Origin of the sequence: Azospira sp. I09, from assembly GCF_009177135.1 — a bacterium.
Taxonomy (GTDB): Bacteria; Pseudomonadota; Gammaproteobacteria; order Burkholderiales; family Rhodocyclaceae; genus Azospira; species Azospira oryzae.
In genome coordinates this window covers 665,233-683,469 of record NZ_AP021844.1, presented here as the reverse complement: position 1 = coordinate 683,469, position 18,237 = coordinate 665,233, and the positions used below count along the sequence as shown (strand labels likewise).

General features: G+C 67.6%; 14 protein-coding genes. 8 read left to right on the top strand and 6 right to left on the bottom strand.

Translation table 11 applies throughout. The features are described from left to right. Positions 1-12: 12 nt before the first annotated feature. The 5 genes from AZSP09_RS03095 to smc are packed head-to-tail and all read right to left on the bottom strand — an operon-like array spanning position 13 to position 8,780. Positions 13-561 carry a hypoxanthine-guanine phosphoribosyltransferase gene (locus AZSP09_RS03095; protein ID WP_014237730.1) on the bottom strand — a complete coding sequence of 183 codons (549 nt, stop codon included), beginning with the start codon at positions 559-561 and terminating at the stop codon, positions 13-15. 13 nt (positions 562-574) lie between these two features. Then, positions 575-1,441 (bottom strand): UTP--glucose-1-phosphate uridylyltransferase GalU, encoded by an 867-nt coding sequence (gene galU, locus AZSP09_RS03090; protein ID WP_014237731.1) that lies wholly within the window; start codon positions 1,439-1,441, stop codon positions 575-577. After that, complete coding sequence (ligA, locus tag AZSP09_RS03085) at positions 1,425-3,815, bottom strand: NAD-dependent DNA ligase LigA (protein WP_152089141.1); 2,391 nt, start codon at positions 3,813-3,815, stop codon at positions 1,425-1,427. Before ligA ends, galU begins: the two co-directional genes overlap by 17 nt. Then, entirely contained in the window at positions 3,815-5,248 is a 1,434-nt protein-coding gene (locus AZSP09_RS03080; RefSeq protein ID WP_152089140.1) for a cell division protein ZipA C-terminal FtsZ-binding domain-containing protein, read from the bottom strand. Before AZSP09_RS03080 ends, ligA begins: the two co-directional genes overlap by 1 nt. A gap of 22 nt (positions 5,249-5,270) precedes the next feature. Then, positions 5,271-8,780, bottom strand: coding sequence for a chromosome segregation protein SMC (smc, locus tag AZSP09_RS03075; protein ID WP_152089139.1), 3,510 nt, complete (start codon positions 8,778-8,780; stop codon positions 5,271-5,273). Positions 8,781-9,229: 449 nt separating this feature from the next. On the opposite strand from smc, the gene AZSP09_RS03070 reads away from it, so the two are divergent. The 3 genes from AZSP09_RS03070 to AZSP09_RS03060 all read left to right on the top strand — a co-directional run bounded on the left by AZSP09_RS03070 (position 9,230) and on the right by AZSP09_RS03060 (position 11,859). Beyond that, entirely contained in the window at positions 9,230-9,928 is a 699-nt protein-coding gene (locus AZSP09_RS03070) for a YecA/YgfB family protein (RefSeq protein ID WP_014237735.1), read from the top strand. Positions 9,929-10,034: 106 nt separating this feature from the next. Continuing rightward, entirely contained in the window at positions 10,035-11,324 is a 1,290-nt protein-coding gene (locus tag AZSP09_RS03065; RefSeq protein WP_014237736.1) for an NCS2 family permease, read from the top strand. Between the two features lie 7 nt (positions 11,325-11,331). Next, positions 11,332-11,859: an adenine phosphoribosyltransferase gene (locus tag AZSP09_RS03060; protein WP_152089138.1), complete on the top strand. Its 528-nt coding sequence runs from the start codon at positions 11,332-11,334 to the stop codon at positions 11,857-11,859. 21 nt (positions 11,860-11,880) lie between these two features. Here AZSP09_RS03060 and AZSP09_RS03055 read toward each other — a convergent pair whose 3' ends face one another. Continuing rightward, a complete protein-coding gene (locus AZSP09_RS03055; RefSeq protein WP_152089137.1) occupies positions 11,881-12,786 on the bottom strand; it encodes a DMT family transporter in 906 nt (301 codons plus the stop codon). A gap of 56 nt (positions 12,787-12,842) precedes the next feature. Between AZSP09_RS03055 and dapC the strand changes: the two genes are divergently transcribed. From dapC to prmB, 5 genes are read left to right on the top strand one after another with little or no spacing between them, the layout of a single operon-like run. Beyond that, a complete protein-coding gene (dapC, locus tag AZSP09_RS03050; protein WP_152089136.1) occupies positions 12,843-14,048 on the top strand; it encodes a succinyldiaminopimelate transaminase in 1,206 nt (401 codons plus the stop codon). Positions 14,049-14,070: 22 nt separating this feature from the next. Then, positions 14,071-14,889, top strand: coding sequence for a 2,3,4,5-tetrahydropyridine-2,6-dicarboxylate N-succinyltransferase (dapD, locus tag AZSP09_RS03045; RefSeq protein WP_014237740.1), 819 nt, complete (start codon positions 14,071-14,073; stop codon positions 14,887-14,889). A 59-nt stretch (positions 14,890-14,948) separates the two neighbouring features. Next, positions 14,949-16,130: a PilT/PilU family type 4a pilus ATPase gene (locus tag AZSP09_RS03040; protein WP_152089135.1), complete on the top strand. Its 1,182-nt coding sequence runs from the start codon at positions 14,949-14,951 to the stop codon at positions 16,128-16,130. 22 nt (positions 16,131-16,152) lie between these two features. Beyond that, positions 16,153-17,304 carry a succinyl-diaminopimelate desuccinylase gene (gene dapE / locus AZSP09_RS03035; protein WP_152089134.1) on the top strand — a complete coding sequence of 384 codons (1,152 nt, stop codon included), beginning with the start codon at positions 16,153-16,155 and terminating at the stop codon, positions 17,302-17,304. Positions 17,305-17,306: 2 nt separating this feature from the next. Further along, positions 17,307-18,203, top strand: a complete 897-nt coding sequence (gene prmB / locus AZSP09_RS03030; protein WP_152089133.1) for a 50S ribosomal protein L3 N(5)-glutamine methyltransferase — start codon at positions 17,307-17,309, stop codon at positions 18,201-18,203. Positions 18,204-18,237: the final 34 nt, after the last annotated feature.

Here is an 18,237-nt window from a genome sequence, read left to right as displayed (position 1 = left end):
CCGCCGCCGGGATTACTCGTCCTTGAGGGCGTAGATGGCCGGCAGGTTGCGCCAGGCGCCGTAGGCATCCATGCCGTAGCCGAAGACGAAGCGGTCGGGCACCTTGAGGGCCGCGAAATCGGCAGTCACGGGCTTATTCTTGCCGTTTTCCTTGTCCGTCGCCACCGCCAGATAGACGGCCTTGGCCCCCTGGTGCAGCAGGCGGTCCTTGATGGCCGCCAGGGTCACGCCTTCGTCCAGGATGTCGTCCACCACCAGCACGGTGCGGTCCTTGACGCTGGTCCAGGGCGCGGCGCGCCAGGACAGGGCGCCGCCGGCCGTATCCTGGCCGTAGCGGGTGGCATGCAGGTAGTCGAAGTCCGCCGGGAACGGCAGGCGGGCCATCAACTGGCCGGCAAAGACCACGCCGCCGGTCATGACGCAGAGGATCAGGGGATTGCTCTCCCCCAGGCGGGCGGTGATTTCCGCCGCCACCCGGTCCACGGCGGCGGACACGGTTTCGGCGGAATGGACCAGTTCTCCCCGGGCCAGCAGGGCCAGGGCTTCTTCGCGGGTAGCCATGGGCTGCTCCTTCTTATTTCAGGGAATCGAGATAGGCGCCGAAGGCGGCCCCCACTTCGGGATGGCGCCGGCCCAGGTCCACCGTGGCCTGCAGATAGCCCAGCTTGGAGCCGCAGTCGTAGCGGGTGCCGGCATAGCGGTAGGCCAGCACCTGCTCTTCCGAGAGCAGGGAGGCGATGCCGTCGGTGAGCTGGATTTCGCCGCCGGAGCCTTTGCCGATGCGCTCCAGGTGGTGGAAGATGCGCGGCGTCAGGATGTAGCGCCCGACCACCGCCAGGGTGGAAGGGGCCTCCTCGGGCTTGGGCTTCTCGACGATGGCGGCGATCTGCTCCAGGCGCTCGGCCACCGGCTTGGCGTCCACGATGCCGTAGCTCTTGGTGTCGGCCCGGGGCACGTCCTGCACCCCCAGCACGGAGCAATGGTAGTAGTCGTAGGTGTCCACCATCTGCTTCATCACCGGCGTCTCGCCGTCCAGCAGGTCGTCGGCCAGGATCACGGCGAAGGGCTCGTCCTGCACCACCGGCGCCGCGCACAGCACGGCATGGCCCAGGCCCAGGGCCTCGGGCTGGCGGATGTAGATGCAGTTCATGGACTTGGGCAGCATGTCCTGCACGAACTTGAGCATTTCGGTCTTGCCCCGCTCGGCCAGTTCCTTCTCCAGTTCGTAGGCCTTGTCGAAATGGTCCTCGATAGCCCGCTTGCTGCGGCCGGTGACGAAGATCATGTCGGTGATGCCGGCGGCACAGGCCTCTTCCACCGCGTACTGGATCAGGGGCTTGTCCACGATGGGCAGCATTTCCTTGGGACTGGCCTTGGTCGCCGGCAGGAAGCGGGTTCCCAGGCCGGCCACGGGGAAGACGGCCTTACGCACTTTTTTCATTGGATTTTTCCTCATTCAGCAGATTCAGGAGGGCCGTCTCGTCGAGCACGGGCACCCCCAGTTTCAAGGCATTTTCCAGCTTGGAGCCGGCTTCCTCGCCGGCCACCACATAATCGGTCTTCTTCGACACCGAGCCGCTGACTTTGCCGCCCTGGGCCTCGATGCGGGCCTTGGCCTCGTCCCGCTTCAGGGTCGGCAGGGTGCCGGTGAGGACGAAGGTCATGCCCGCCAGGGGCCGGGGCCCCAGGGCCTGGGCCGGCAGGGCCGCCAGCAGTTCCCGCCGCAGGATCGCCAGGGCCGTCAGGCGGGCGCGGTTGCCCTCCTCCTCCAGCCAGGCCAGCACCGCGGTCGCCACCTCGGCGGGCAGGGCCGCCAGTTCCAGGCAGCCGGGTGCCAGGGCCGCCAGTCCCTCGCCTTCAGGCACCAGGTCGGCGAGCTGGCGCGCCCGCACCGGCGTCAGGCGGGGAATGCCGAGGGCTGCGTAGAGTTCGGTCCAGCCCAGGCGGCCGCCCAGCTCGGGGCTGGGGGCATGTTCGTCGGCCGGCGCCACACCGGCCGCCAGCAGGGCATCCACGGCGGCGGCATTGTGGGGTTCGGCGAAGAAGTCGGCAATGGCCGTAGCCACGGTGGCGCCGATATCCGGCAGGGCCGCCAGCAGGGGCGCCGGAGCCCGGCGCACCACGGCCAGGGAGCCGAGCCAGTCGGCCAGGGTCTTGGCCGTGGATTCGCCGACGTGGCGAATGCCCAGGGCGAACAGCAGCCGGGCCAGGGGCGGCGTCTTGCTGGCAGCGATGCCGGCCAGCAGGTTCTCCGCCCAGCGGGTGGCGATCTGGCCCTGCTTCACCGTCTCCGGCGTGACGCCATCCCGCTCGTCGGCAAGGCGCTTCATTTCCAGCAGGTCGGCCAGGGTCAGGCGGTAGAGGTCGGCAACGCCGTGGATCAGGTCGAACTCCACCAGCCGCTCCACATAGCGCTCCCCCAGGCCCTCGATGTCCATCATGCGGCGCCCGGCGAAGTGCAGGATGGCCTGGATGCGCTGGGCCCGGCAGGCGAAGCCGCCGGAACAGCGGGCCACCGCCTCGCCCTCCTCCTTCACCACATGGGAGCCGCACACCGGGCAGCTGCGGGGCATCTGGAAGGGCGTGGCGCCGGTGGGACGGCGCTCGGCCACCACCCCCACCACTTCGGGGATGACGTCGCCGGCCCGGCGCACGATGACCGTGTCGCCGATGCAGAGGCCGCCCTTGCGGGCCATTTCGTCCTCGTTGTGCAGGGTGGCGTTGGTCACCGTGACGCCGCCGACGAAGACCGGCTGCAGCCGGGCCACGGGAGTCAGGGCGCCGGTGCGGCCGACCTGGATGTCGATGGCCTCGACCACGGTCAGGGCCTCCTGGGCCGGATACTTGTGGGCCACGGCCCAGCGCGGCTCCCGGGAGCGGAAGCCGAGGCGGGCCTGCAGTTCCAGGGAATTGACCTTGTACACCACGCCGTCGATGTCGAAGGGCAGGCTGTCCCGCAGGGCGCCCATGCGCCGGTGGAAATCGGCCAGGCCGGCGGCGCCCCGCACCACGTCCCGGTGCTGGCACACGGGCAGGCCGAAGGCGGCCAGGGCGTCGAGCAGGCCGGCATGGGTGGCGGGCAGCGTCCATCCGGAGACGGCGCCGATGCCGTAGGCGAAGAAATTGAGGGGGCGGCTGGCGGCGATGGCCGGGTCCAGCTGGCGGATGCTGCCGGCCGCGCCGTTGCGCGGATTGACCAGGGTCTTGTCGCCCCGGGCCAGGGCCTTTTCGTTGTAGCGGGCCAGGTCGTCCCGGCGCATGTACACCTCGCCCCGCACTTCCAGCAGGGGTGGCAGGCTTGCCGCCGGGCCCTGCAGGCGCAGGGGGATGGAGCGCACGGTGCGCAGGTTCTGGGTGACGTCCTCGCCGCTGGCGCCGTCGCCCCGGGTGGCCCCCTGGACGAGCACGCCGTGCTCGTAGCGCAGGCTCACCGCCAGGCCATCGAACTTCAGCTCGGCGGCGTATTCCACCGGCGCCGCGCCCTCCTCCAGCTCCAGCTCCTTGCGCACCCTGGCGTCGAAATTGAAGGCGCCGCTGGGCTCCGTATCCGTCTCGGTCTGGATGGAGAGCATGGGCACCGCATGGCTGACGCTGGGGAAGCTGTCCAGGGGCTTGCCGCCCACCCGCTGGGTCGGCGAATCGGCGCTGAGGAGCTCGGGATACTCGGCTTCGAGGGCCTGCAGTTCCCGGAACAGGCGGTCGTATTCCGCGTCCGGGACCGTCGGCGCATCGAGCACGTAATAGGCGTGGTTGTGGCTTTCCAGCTCGGCCCGCAGGGCCTCGGCCCGGGCCCGGGCGACTTCCCCCACCGGCATCAGGCGAACAGGCGCAGGGAGAGGGAACCGCCGGCCACCAGGCCGCGCTGGGCCATGGCGCCCTGGTACTGGGCCACCTGCTTGCGGATGGGCTCCAGCAGGGCCTCGGTCAGAGGCTGACGGTTGTCGTCCACCACCACTCCGTGCAGGGAATCGGCGAAGCGGCGGGCCAGGTCGCCCATCTGGTTGAAGACCCGGTCGCCGTTGGGCACCCGGGGCACATCCAGGAGGAAGGTCAGGCCGTGGCAGGAGGGGGTCTTCATGGCCTCGGCGGTGAAGGGCTGCTGGCTCTGGTGGCTGAGGGTGTACAGCACCCGGCCGTCGTCGTCACGGCGGACGAAGGCACCGTCGGCTTCCAGCACCATGCCGGCGGCTTCGGCCAGGGCGCGGATCTTGGTGCCGGGGAAGAGCTGGCCCACGGCCACCACGTTGATGCCGATCTGGATATCCACGTCGGCGCAGAAGCGGTCCAGTTCGTAGGCGTCTTCCAGGGCCGACTTGCGGGTCGGCAGGTCGGCCACGGCCATGAATTCCTCGGCCAGCTGGCGCATGGCGGTGTGGAAGATGGACAGCTCGGCGTCGGAAATGGCGCCGCGGCGGTCCGCCAGCTGCACGCCGATGCGCAGGCGGCGGTACTCCTGGGGACTGTTCTCGTCCATCACTTCCCACTCGCCGCTGCCTTCGTTGAGGCCGACCCAGGTGACCCGCTTGCCGATGCGCAGCAGGGCTTCCCGCTGGGACTGCATGAACTGGCCGGCGGGAATGAAATCCACGGTTTCCAGGGCCACGATGTAGTCGGCGGCCGGAGAGAGCAGGAAGGTGGGCAGGGCCGGCGCCATCAGGGTGCGGGGGGCCTCGGCTTCGCCCGGGGCCGGCATCTCGCTGGCGGGTGCCCGCGCAGCCACGGCCGGCGCGGCTTCCCGCAGGGGCATGGCGATCGGGTCGATGGACAGGGCACCCTGGGCCTGTGTCGCGGCGAAGGCAGGCGCAGCGGGCTTCACCGCCAGGGCAGGCTCGGCATCGAAGTCCAGGGCGGATTGGGGCGTGGCCTTGGCGGCGGTCCGGGGTGCTTCGGCGGCATAAACGGGTTCGGCCGCCGGGGCCGGTTCGTCGTCGAAGTTGAACACCGGTTCCTGGCGCGCGGCCGGAGCCGGATCCGCCTCTGCCTCGAACACCGGCTCCTTGCGCTGGGCCAGCTGGGGCGCGCGGATGATCTCGCCGTTTTCGTCACGCTGGATGAGGACGGCGTATTCCTCCTCGCCCTCTTCCTCCACGGCATCCTCCTCGCCGTCGAGCAGCACGTCCTCGTCGCTGGGGCGCAGCATCTGCTCGGCCACCTGGCGGTGCTTGCGCTCCTGCCACTTGTTGTAGGCCAGCACGCCAACCACGGCGACGCCGCCGAAAGCCAACAGGCCAATATGCAATTCGGTCATGGCTTTTCCTTTTCCATCGGGGTCATGCGGCCACCTGTTCGCGCATGCGCAGGGCCTCGGCGATATCCACCTCGACGATCCGGGACACCCCGGATTCCTGCATGGTCACGCCCACCAGTTGCTGGGCCATTTCCATGGCGATCTTGTTGTGGCTGATGAACAAAAACTGGGTATTGGCAGACATGCGCTTGACCATCTCGGCAAAGCGCTCGGTATTGGAATCGTCCAGGGGCGCATCCACTTCGTCGAGCAGACAGAAGGGCGCCGGGTTGAGCTGGAACATGGCGAACACCAGGGCGATGGCGGTGAGGGCCTTCTCGCCGCCGGAGAGCAGATGGATGGTGGCGTTCTTCTTGCCCGGGGGCTGGGCGGTGATCTGCACGCCGGCATCGAGGATCTCGTCGCCGGTCATCACCAGCCGGGCCTCGCCGCCGCCGAAGAGGGTCGGGAACAGTTCGCCGAAGTGCCGGTTCACCGTGTCGTAGGTGGCCTGCAGCAGGTCCCGGGTTTCCTTGTCGATGCGGCGGATGGCGTTTTCCAGGGTTTCCATGGCGGTGTTCAGGTCTTCCGCCTGGTCGTCGAGGAACTGCTTGCGCTGGGTCGCCGATTCCAGTTCCTCCAGGGCCGCCAGGTTCACCGCCCCCAGTTCCAGGATGGCCTTCTGCAGGCTGCCGATGGAGCTTTGCAGGCTGCTGGCCTTGGTGCCGGCGAAGGCCTGGGCCTGTTCCGCCAGGACTTCCTCGTTGGCGCCGGCTTCCAGCAGCTGGGCGGTGAGCTGTTCCACATTGAGGGCCGCCGCCTGTTCCTTGAGGCGCAGTTCGCCGACCCGGTCGCGCATGGGGTTGAGGCCCTGCTCGATCTTCAGACGCTGCTCTTCCAGCTGGCGCAGGGCCTGGGTGGCGTTTTCCATGGCCTCCCGCTGGGCCGCCAGGGCCTGCTCGCGCAGCACGCGCTGCTCCAGGGCTTCCTGCAGCTTGGGTTCGAGAATCTCGACCTGGAGGTTTTCCCGGGTCTGGCGGCACTGGGCCAGGTCGTCGGCGATGCGCTGCAGCTGGCGCTGGGACATGACCCGGTTGTTGGCCACTTCGGCCAGCTTGCCTTCGGCCTCGCGCAGGGAGAACTGGGCTTCCCGGTGTTCCCGCTCCACGTTGGCCAGGGCTTCCCGTTCCTCGCGCAGGGCCCGGTCCGCCTCTTCCAGGCGGGCCCGCACGCCGGCGAAGCGGGCATGGAGGGCGTCCAGGTTTTCCCGCTGCTGGGCGATGGCCTCGTCGGCGATGAAGAGGCGCTCCTGCTCCACCTCCTCTTCCGCCGCCAGTTCGGCCGCGGCCTGTTCGATCTGGGCGTGGCGCTCCCGGATGCGCTCGAGAATCTGGTTCTGCCGCATCACTTCCATCTGCAGGGTGTGGATGCGGTCCTGCTGTTCCTGGGTGCGGCGGCGCAGGTTCTGGCTGTCGCTCTGGCCGGCGGCGATGCGTTCTTCCACTTCGGCCAGGCGGGCCTGGGCGGTTTCCACCGCCAGTTGCTTGTCGTCCAGAGCGGCGGCGAGGGCCTCGATTTCCCGCTGGCGTTCCAGCAGGCCGTGTTCGGCCGAATCGGGGGCGAACAGGGTCAGGCTGTGGCGGCTCAGCAGATGGCCTTCCCGGGTCACCAGCAGCTGGCCGGGGGCCAGGCTGGCGCGCCGCTGCAGGGCCGCCTCCATGCTGTCCACGCCGTCGATGCCGTGCAGCCAGTCGGCCAGGACGCCGGCCAGGGCCGGCTCATGGCAGCGGATGCGGCCCAGCAGGCCGCCGGCCGGGGCTTCGGCGGCGCCGGAGAGGAGCAGGGTCAGCTTGCCCGCCGGCTTGTCGTCCACCAGGGCGGCCAGGGCCGCCGGGTCTTCCAGGGAAACGGCGTTGAGGCGTTCGCGCAGCACGGCTTCCACCGCGTCTTCCCAGCCCGCGTCCACTTCCAGGCGCTTCCACAGGGGGGTGCGGCTTTCCAGACCGTGACGGCACAGCCATTCACCCACCTTGCCGCCGGACTGGACCCGGTCCTGCAACTGTTCCAGGGCGGCGCGGCGGGCGCGCACGTCGGCCACGTCCTTCACGGCTGCCTGCACTTCCTCCAGCAACTCGCGGCGACGGGCCTCGAGCTGGGGCAGTTCCCCCTGGGCGGCGCCCAGTTTGTCCTGCAGGGCGATCAGGCGCTCCTGCTGTTCGGCCAGTTCCTCGGTCTTCAGGTCCAGCTCGCTGGTATCCGGATCGGCCAGGCTTTCCCGCTCCTGCTCCATGCGGTCGCGGCGCTGGGCGATGCTTTGCAGGGTGCGCTCGGCATGGCTGCGGTGGGTCTGTTCCACCTGCAGTGCCTGCTCCACCTTGGCCATCTCGGCCCGCTGCTGGTTGAGGGCCTCCTGGGCCGCCGCCTGGGCCTCCTCGGCCATGGGCAGGCGTTCCTGGCGGGCCTCCAGCTTCATCTGGGCCTGTTCCTGGCGGCCTTCGGCCACCAGTTGCAGTTCGCGCCAGCGTTCCTCGTCCATGTCCAGGCGCTCGGCCTGTTCCTGCCAGTGCTGCTGCTCGCCTTCCAGCTGGGCCAGACGGGATTCCAGCTGCACGCCGGATTCGCGCTGGTGGCGGATTTCCGTTTCCAGCCGGGCCACGTCCGCATTGACTGCGAAGAGGTCGCTCTGGGCCTGGTGCACGCCGTCGCTGGCGGCGAAATGGGCTTCCCGGGAGGCTTCCAGCTGGGCCTCGATGTCGCGCAGGGCGGCGGTCTGGCCTTCCAGGTCGGTGCCGGCCCGCTCGATTTCCATGGCGAAGCGCTGCTGCTCGGCCTTGGCCTCGTTGCGCCGCAGCACCCACAGCACCTGCTGCTTCAGGGTCAGTTCGTCGTTCAGCTGGTGGTACTGGCGGGCCACGGCGGCCTGGGCTTCCAGGCGCTCCATCTGGCCGGCCAGCTCGAGACGGATGTCCTCCACCCGCAGCAGGTTTTCCCGGGTGTCGGCCAGGCGACCTTCGGTTTCCTTGCGCCGTTCCTTGTAGCGGGTGACGCCGGCGGCCTCTTCCAGGAACACCCGCAACTCGTCGGGCTTGGCCTCGATGATGCGGGAGATCATGCCCTGGCCGATGATGGCGTAGGCCCGGGGGCCCAGGCCGGTGCCCAGGAACAGGTCGGTGATGTCCTTGCGGCGGACCTTGATGTTGTTGATCAGGTAGTCGGACTGGCCGGAACGGGTCAGCACCCGCTTCACCGACAGTTCGGCGTACTGGCTCCACTGGCCCATGGCCCGGCCCAGGGAATTGTCGAAGATCAGCTCGACGGAGGCCCGGGACACCGGCTTGCGGTTGGAGGAGCCGTTGAAGATGACGTCCTGCATGGACTCGCCGCGCAGCTCCGAGGCCTTGGACTCCCCCAGCACCCAGCGCACCGCGTCCATGATGTTGGACTTGCCGCAGCCGTTGGGGCCGACGACGCCCACCAGCTGCCCCGGCAGGGCCACCATGGTGGGATCGACAAAGGATTTGAAGCCGGCAAGTTTGAGCTTGGTCAGGCGCATCGGCGGGTCAGGCGCATCGGCGGGTCGGCCGGAGGAGAAAACTTGGTTTTTCCCCCGAAAAGCCCGGATCGCGTTTCTCGTTAATCCAAATGAAACGAAAAGGGCGCCAGAAAAGACTGCGGGCGCCCCGGAATCCACATACATGGGCGCGTATAATAGCATTTTGCCTGTGGCGGACGAACTACCCCGCCATCATGCCCCGGTCCTTTTTCACCGGCAGAAACCGGGACCGGGCCGGGCAGCAGCAAAAACTGGCCGTCCGCCGACAGTTTCATTCAGGCAACGGCAGTGCGGCGCCCCGCCTGAAGCGCCTCGGCGTGGCAGGCGACATGTCCGGTTTTCCGCCCTGCCGCACGACACCGCCGCCGGCAGACCAGCCCCGGCCAAGGCCCCACACGACCGATTTGTTGCACCCGGATTCCACTGAAATCAAACCCTGAGACCTCACCATGACCACCACTCCCCCCACCCCGCTCAACGATGCCGACCTGGACCGTCTGGAAGTCCTGCTGGACGACCCGGCCCTGGAAGACACCCTGCGCCTGGACGAAATCCAGGGCTACCTCTGCGCCACCCTGGGCGGCCCGGTGCCGGTGCCCGAAGAAGAATGGCTGGCCGAGGTCCTGGGCAGCGACGAAGCCGCCGCCAGCCCCGCCGGCCAGGAACTGACCGGCCTGCTGCGCCGCTTTGCCGCCGGCCAGGCCGAGCTGCTCAACTCCGGCGAGCCTCCCGTGCTGCTGCTCTACGGCCAGGAGGAAGGGGACGACGCCCCCAGCGATTTCGCCCCCTGGTGTTCCGCCTACCTGCTGGGCGTGGATGCGGCGCCGGAAGACTGGTTCGACGCCATCGCCGACGAAGAGGAACTGGAATGGCTGGATGAGCGCCTGTTCCCCTTCATGGTGCTGACCGGCGAAGCCGAGGCCGCCGCCAAGGAGCACGGCGAGGAATGGCCCGACGGCAAGGAAAAGGCCGACATGGAAAAGCAGTGCCAGGACGACCTGCCCCTGGCCGTGGCCGAAATCCACCGCTTCTGGCTGGCCAAGCGCAACCCGGCCACCCAGCGCCGCGACGGCGACAAGGTAGGCCGCAACGATCCCTGCCCCTGCGGCAGCGGCAAGAAGTACAAGCAGTGCTGCGGCAAGGAATGAGCCTCAGCTGAAGCCCTGCCCCGGCGGCCCCGCGCCGCCGGGGCCCACCCACCCCTTCCTTCCACCGGCGACGGCCTCCTGCCGTCGATCTTCCAGGATTCTTCCGATGCTGGAACGCTACTTCCAACTGTCTGCCCACGGCACCACCGCTCGCACCGAGCTCATGGCGGGGATCACCACCTTCCTCACCATGGCCTACATCATTTTCGTGAACCCGGACATTCTCTCGGCCGCCGGCATGCCCCGGGAGGCGGTGTTCGTCTCCACCTGCCTGGCCGCCGCCCTCGGCTCGGCCATCATGGGGCTCTACGCCAACTACCCCATCGCCCTGGCCCCGGCCATGGGCCTCAACGCCTATTTCGCCTTCACCGTCGTCGGCGGCATGCACTTCCCCTGGCAGACGGCCCTGGGCGCCGTTTTCATCTCCGGCTGCCTGTTCGTGCTGATTAGCCTGTTCCGCCTGCGGGAGGCCATCGTCAATGCCATTCCCCGCTCCCTCAAGTACGCCATCTCCGCCGGCATCGGCCTTTTCCTGGCCATCATCGGCCTCAAGAACGCCGGTCTCATCACCGCCCATCCGGCCACCCTGCTGACCCTGGGAGACCTGCACCAGCCGGGCGCCCTGCTGGCCATCGGCGGCTTCATCCTGATCCTGGCCCTGGAGCAGCGCCGCGTTCCCGGCGCCATCATCATCAGCATCCTGGCGGTCACCGCCACCTCCATGCTGCTGGGTCTGACGCCCTTCAACGGCATCGTCGCCATGCCGCCCAGCATCGCCCCCACCTTCCTGCAGATGGACCTGGAAGGCGCCTTCCACGCCGGCCTGCTGACCGTGGTCATGACCTTCTTCCTGGTGGAACTGTTCGACGCCTCCGGCACCCTCATCGGCGTCTGCCACCGGGCCGGCCTGCTCGACGCCGAGGGCCGCCTGCCGCGTCTGAAGAAGGCCCTGCTGGCCGACTCTGGCGCCATCCTGGCCGGCGCTGCCCTGGGCACCTCCTCCACTACCGCCTACATCGAGTCCGCCGCCGGCACCTCCGTCGGCGGCCGCACCGGCCTCACCGCCGTGGTGGTGGCCCTGCTGTTCCTGGCCGCCCTCTTCCTCGCGCCCCTGGCCGGGGTGGTGCCGGCCTATGCCACCGCTCCGGCCCTGTGCTATGTGGCGGTGCTGATGGTGCGCGGCCTGGCCGAGATCGACTGGGACGATCTCACCGAGTCGGCTCCGGCGGTGGTGACGGCCATCACCATGCCCTTCACCTTCTCCATCGCCCACGGCATCGCCTTCGGCTTCATCACCTATGCCGCCCTCAAGCTGCTGTCGGGCCGGCAGGGCGACCTCAAGCCCATGGTGGTGGTCATCGCCCTGGCCTTCGTTCTCAAATTCGCACTGCTCTGAGCCGCCCATGAACGACGCCTTTTTCGCCTCCCACATCCGCACCATTGCCGACTGGCCACAGCCCGGCGTGCAGTTCCGCGACATCACGCCCCTGCTGCGGGACGGCGCCGCCTTCCGCCGCCTCATCGACGCCTTCGCCGAGCGCTATGCCGACAGCCACATCGACGCCGTGGTCGGCATCGACGCCCGGGGCTTCATCATCGGCGCCGCCCTGGCCTACCGGCTCGGCTGCGGCTTCATCCCGGTCCGCAAGGCGGGCAAGCTGCCCTTCACCACGATGCAGGAGTCCTATGCCCTGGAATACGGCGAGGCCAGCATCGAGGTGCATACGGATGCGGCCCTGCCGGGGGAACACGTGCTCATCATCGACGACCTCATCGCCACCGGCGGCACCCTGCTGGCGGCGGTCAATCTCATGACCCGGCTGGGGGCCCGCATCATTGAAGCGGCGGCGGTGGTGGACCTGCCGGAATTGGGCGGATCGGCCCGTCTGGCCGAGGCCGGCCTGCCGGCCTTCACCCTCCTCCGCTACTGAGGCGATAGGCTGCAGAACGGCTCAGGCAGCCGCTTCCACCCGTGCTTCCAGGCGGGTGGACAACAGGCTGGCGGCGGCGATCATGGCCCCGCCCAGCCACTCCCGCGCCCCCATGGTCTCCCCTGCCAGAAGCCAGGCGGAGATGGCGGCAAAAACCAGCTCCGAGAGCAGGATGACGATGGCCCGGTTGGCCGCGGTGTGGTGCAGGCCGAACTGCACCACCCTGTTCACCAGCATCAGGATCACGCCGATACCCAGCAGCCACAGGACGCCGGCACCGCTGTGGGGCCACTGCATGGAGCCCCAGCCGGTGAGCAGCAGGGCGCCGCTGATGACCAGGGCGCCGACGAACATGGCGACGGATTTGACCTCGATGGAAAGGGCCTGGGCCCGCCGCGACAGCACGTTGGAACAGGCAAAGAAGAAGCCGGACGCCAGGCCCAGCCATTCGGCCCCGTTGCGGGGCCAGGGCAGGCCCATGGCCGGATGCCAGAGCATGGTGGCGGCACCGCCCAGGGACAGGCCCACCACCGCCAGCCCCCACACCCCCAGCTGCTCCCCCAGCCACCAGCGGGCCAGCAGGATGGTCCACAGGGGCGCCAGGTAGAACAGCAGCAACACCCGCATCACTTCCCCGTGCAGGGTGGCCAGGACATAACCCATGTTGCAGGCGGCGCCGGCCAGGCCGATGGCCGCCAGCAGCCAGGAGGGCCGCAGGGCGGCCAGAGCCCGGCGCCAGAAGACCAGGGCCAGCGCCAGGGCCACCGCGTAGGTCAGGGCCGAGGCGGCGATGCCGCTGATGCCCAGGCCGGCCAGCACCCGGTAGGGATACCACAGCACACCCCAGACCAGGGCGCCGGTGAGCAGGGCGCCGACGGCCAGGTGGGTGCGCCTGCCATTTCCTCTCCGTGCCGCTTCTTCCCTCACGCTCCGCCCTTTATAATCCGTTGTTTTCAGCCCAGCCCCACACCGGGAACCCCGCCGTGAATCCATTTCTCGCCAAGCTGCAGCCCTACCCCTTCGAAAAACTGCGCCAGCTGTTCCAGGGCGTCACGCCCAATCCGGACTACCGGGAAATCAAGCTGTCCATCGGCGAGCCCCAGCACGCCACCCCGGCCTTCATCAAGGAAGCCCTGACGGCCAATCTGGGCGGTCTCGCCAATTATCCCACAAGCCAGGGAACGCCCGCCCTGCGCCAGGCCATCGCCGCCTGGATGGAGCGCCGCTACGGCCTGGCCGGCGTCAATCCGGACACCGAGATCCTGCCGGTGAACGGTTCCCGCGAAGCCCTCTTCGCCTTCGCCCAGACCGTCATCGACCCCAGCCGCGGCTACGTGCCCCTGGTGGTCAGCCCCAATCCCTTCTACCAGATCTACGAAGGCGCGGCCTACCTGGCCGGGGCCGAGCCCTACTTCCTCAACACCCTGCCGGAGAACAACTTCTCCCTGGAACTGGACGCCCTCTCCGAGGCCGACTGGGCCCGGGTGCAACTGCTCTATGTCTGCTCCCCCGGCAACCCCACCGGCAAGGTGCTGGACCTGGAGGACTGGAAGAAGCTCTTCGCCCTCTCCGACAAATACGGCTTCGTCATCGCCTCCGACGAGTGCTACTCGGAAATCTACTTCGACGAAGCCAAGCCGCCCCTGGGCGGCCTGCAGGCTGCAAAACAGCTGGGCCGGGGTTTCGAGCGCCTGGTCATGTTCTCCTCCCTCTCCAAGCGCTCCAACGTGCCGGGCCTGCGCTCCGGCTTCGTCGCCGGCGATGCGGCAGTGCTGAAGAAATTCCTGCTCTACCGCACCTACCACGGCGGCGCCATGAACCCGGCGGTGCAGGCGGCCTCCGCCATCGCCTGGAACGAGGAAGCCCATGTGCGGGAAAACCGGCGCCAGTACAAGGAAAAGTTCGATGCGGTGACGCCCATCGTCGCCTCCGTGCTGCAGACCGGCCTGCCGGATGCCAGCTTCTACCTGTGGGCCCGCACGCCCATCGCCGATACCGAGTTCGCCCGCCGTCTGCTCGCCGACTATAATGTCGTGGTCCTGCCGGGCAGCTACCTGGCGCGCGAGGCGCGGGGCGTAAACCCCGGCGAGAATTTTGTCCGGATCGCCCTGGTGGCCCCCCTGGCCGACTGCCTGGAAGCCGCCGAACGCATCCGCCTCTTTGTGCAGCAACTCGAACAGCAACCCTAACCCCCAAAACGGAAACGACAACATGCAAGAACTGCAACAGATCATCGAAGACGCCTGGGAAAACCGCACCTCCCTGCAGCCCGGTACCGCTCCCGCCAAGATCGGCGAAGCCGTGGACCACGTGCTGGAACAGCTGGACAAGGGCACCCTGCGCGTCGCCGAAAAAATCAACGGCGACTGGGTCACCCACCAGTGGATCAAGAAGGCCGTGCTGCTCTCCTTCCGCCTGCAGGACAACGTGCTGCAGCAGTCCGGTGACCTGCGCTTCTTCGACAAGGTGCAGACCAAGTTCGCCAACTACGACGAGCACGCCTTCCGCCAGGGCGGCTTCCGCGTCGTGCCGCCGGCCGTGGCCCGTCGCGGCTCCTACATCGCCAAGGGCGCCGTGCTGATGCCCTCCTACGTGAACATCGGCGCCTACGTCGATGAAAACACCATGGTGGACACCTGGGTCACCGTCGGCTCCTGCGCCCAGATCGGCAAGAACGTGCACCTCTCGGGCGGCGTTGGCATCGGCGGCGTGCTGGAACCCCTGCAGGCCAACCCCACCATCATCGAGGACAACTGCTTCATCGGCGCCCGCTCCGAAGTGGTGGAAGGCGTCATCGTCGGCGAAGGCTCCGTCATCTCCATGGGCGTGTACATCAGCCAGTCCACCAAGATCTACGACCGGGAAACCGGCGAGATCAGCTACGGCCGCATTCCCCCCGGCTCCGTGGTCGTCTCCGGCAACCTGCCGGCCAAGGACGGCAGCCACAGCCTGTACTGCGCCGTGATCGTGAAGAAGGTGGACGCCCAGACCCGGGCCAAGACCAGCATCAACGAACTGCTGCGCGACTAAGCCAATAACAACAGGGGCGCCACGAGGCGCCCCAATCTTTTCGGCGGGAGGGAGGAAGCGTGATTCTCGACAAGCTGTTCCAGCTGATGGCGGAAAAGCAGGCCTCGGACATTTTCATCTCCGCCGGCGCCCCCATCCACATCAAGATCCAGGGCAACACCATCCCGGTGAACCAGCAGATGATGGACCCGGCCATGATCGACAAGATCGCCGAGGAACTGCTGAACGCCGAGCAACTGGCGACCTTTGCCCAGACCATGGAAATGAACCTGTCCTTCGGCATGTCCGGGGTCGGCAATTTCCGGGTGAATCTCTTCCGCCAGCGCGGTTCCACCTCCATCGTCATCCGCTACATCCTGGGCAACATCCCTGCCCTGGACAGCCTGGGGCTGCCTCCGGTGCTGAGCGAACTGATCATGGAAAAGCGGGGCCTGATCCTCATCGTCGGCTCCACCGGCTCGGGCAAGTCCACCACCATCGCCTCCATGCTGGATCACCGCAACGCCAACCGTTCCGGCCACATCCTGACGGTGGAGGACCCGATCGAATTCCTCTTCAAGCACAAGAAGTCGATCGTGAACCAGCGGGAAATCGGCATGGATACTGCCGATTGGGACAATGCCCTGAAGAACGCCATGCGCCAGGCCCCGGACTGCATCCTCATCGGCGAAATCCGGGACAAGCAGACCATGTCCGCTGCCCTGGCCTACGCCCAGACCGGCCACCTGTGCCTGGCCACCCTACACGCCAACAACAGCTACCACGCCCTCAACCGCATCATCAATTTCTTCCCCCTGGAAAACCGCTCTGCCCTCAACCTGGACCTGTCGGTCAGCCTCAAGGCCATCATTTCCCAGCGGCTGCTGAAGAAGCCGGACGGCAAGCGCATTCCCACGGCGGAAATCCTGCTCAACACCCGCCACATCCAGGAACTGATCGAACGTGGTGAGATCAATGCCATCAAGGAGGCCATGGAACAAAGCCTGGCCCCCGGTTCCCAGACCTTCGAGCAGGACCTGTTCCGCCTCTACAAGACCAATGTCATCACTCTGGAAGAGGCCCTGGGCACCTCCGATTCGCCGACCAACCTCTCCTGGCTGATCAACAACTCGGAGTTCGGCAACAGCGGTACCGCCACCATCGAGGAAGCGCCGGCCGAACCCTCCATCGACCCCCATGTCACCAATCCAACGGGGGGCGCCTCCTTCAAGGAATTCACGCTCAGCATGAGCGACGAATAAGACCATCACCTCACCACCATTCATGTCCCAGCCCAACTCCTGCACCAGCGACCCGACCCTGGACCTGGCCGCACAGCTCATTTCCCGCCGCTCCGTCACCCCGGAAGACGGCGGCTGCATGGACCTCATCAGCGCCCGCCTGAAGCCCCTGGGCTTCACCCTGGAAGCCATCAACCGGGGCAACACGGTGAACCTCTGGGCCCGCCGCGGCAGCGCCGCTCCCCTGGTCTGCCTGGCCGGCCATACCGACGTGGTCCCCACCGGCCCCGTGGAGCAATGGACCTCCGACCCCTTCACTCCGACCCTGCGCGACGGCATGCTCTATGGCCGCGGCGCCGCCGACATGAAGGGTTCCCTGGCCGCCTTCGTCACCGCCGTGGAAACCTTCGTCGCCCGCCATCCGCAGCACCAGGGTTCCATCGCCTTCCTGCTCACCTCCGATGAGGAAGGCGATGCCACCGACGGCACCGTGGCCGTGGTGGAAGCCCTGCAGGCACGCGGTGAAGGCATCGACTGCTGCATCGTCGGCGAGCCCACCTGCGTCAATCGCCTGGGCGACATGGTGAAGAACGGCCGCCGCGGCTCCCTCTCCGGCCGCCTGACGGTGAAGGGCATCCAGGGCCACATCGCCTACCCGCACCTGGCAAAGAATCCGATCCATCTGGCAGCGCCGGCCATCGCCGAACTGGCTGCCACCGAGTGGGACCAGGGCAACGAGTACTTCCCGCCCACCACCTGGCAGGTCTCCAACATCAGGGGCGGCACCGGTGCCACCAACGTCATTCCCGGCACGGTGGACATCCTCTTCAACTTCCGCTTCTCCACCGCCAGCACCCCGGAAGGCCTGAAAAGCCGTCTCGAAGCCGTCCTCACCAAGCACGGCATCGACTACGACCTGGCCTGGACCCTGGGCGCCAAGCCCTTCCTCACGGGGCGCGGCCCCCTGGTGGATGCAGCCATGGCGGCCATCCGCGAAGAGCTGGAGATCGAGACCGAACTTTCCACCACCGGCGGCACTTCCGACGGCCGCTTCATTGCCGAAATCTGCCCCCAGGTGATCGAACTGGGGCCGGTGAATGCCACCATCCACAAAATCGACGAGTGCGTGGAGGCCGCCGCCCTGCCCCGCCTCTCCGCCACCTATTGCCGCATCCTGGAAAAACTGCTGACCTGACCATGTCCGAAAACGCCCGCACCGAACTCTTCACCCTGCGCGACCTGCTGCGCTACGCCGTCAGCCGTTTCAACGAAGCCGAGTTGTTCTTCGGCCACGGCTCCGACAATGCCTGGGACGAAGCCGTCTATCTGCTGCTGCACACCCTGCATCTGCCCCTGGACCGGCTGGAACCCTTCCTCGACGCCCGCCTCACCGAAGCCGAGCGCAACACCGTCCTGCACATCATCGAACGCCGCGTCAAAAGCCGCGTTCCGGCGGCCTACCTGACTCATGAAGCTTGGCTCGGCGAGCATAGCTTCTACGTCGACGAACGGGTCATCGTGCCCCGCTCCTTCATCGCTGAACTGCTGGAAGAGCAGTTCGCCCCCTGGATCGACGATCCCTGGGCCATCACCCGGGTAGCCGACATCTGCACCGGCTCCGGCTGTCTCGCCATCCTGGCGGCCCTGGCCTTCCCCGAAGCCGACGTGGACGGCGTGGACATCTCTGCCGACGCCCTCGAAGTGGCCAAGCGCAACGTGGCCGACTACGGCCTGGAAGACCGGCTGCGCCTGGTGCAATCCAACCTCTTCGCCGGATTGGCGAGCCAGCGCTACGACCTCATCATTTCCAACCCGCCCTACGTCAATGCGGAATCCATGGAAACCCTGCCACCGGAATACCGGGCCGAGCCGGAACTGGCCCTGGCCGGGGGCGACGACGGGCTGGACCTGGTGCGCACCCTGCTGCGGGAAGCCAAGGACCACCTCAACCCCGGCGGCCTGCTGGTGGTGGAAATCGGCCACAACCGGGATGTCCTGGAAGAAGCCTACCCCCAGACCCCCTTCACCTGGCTCGACACCTCGGGCGGCGACCAGTTCGTCTTCCTGCTGCGGCGCGAGGAATTGCCCAGCTGAAGGTGGAACGGCAGGCCAAACGGCCCGACATAAA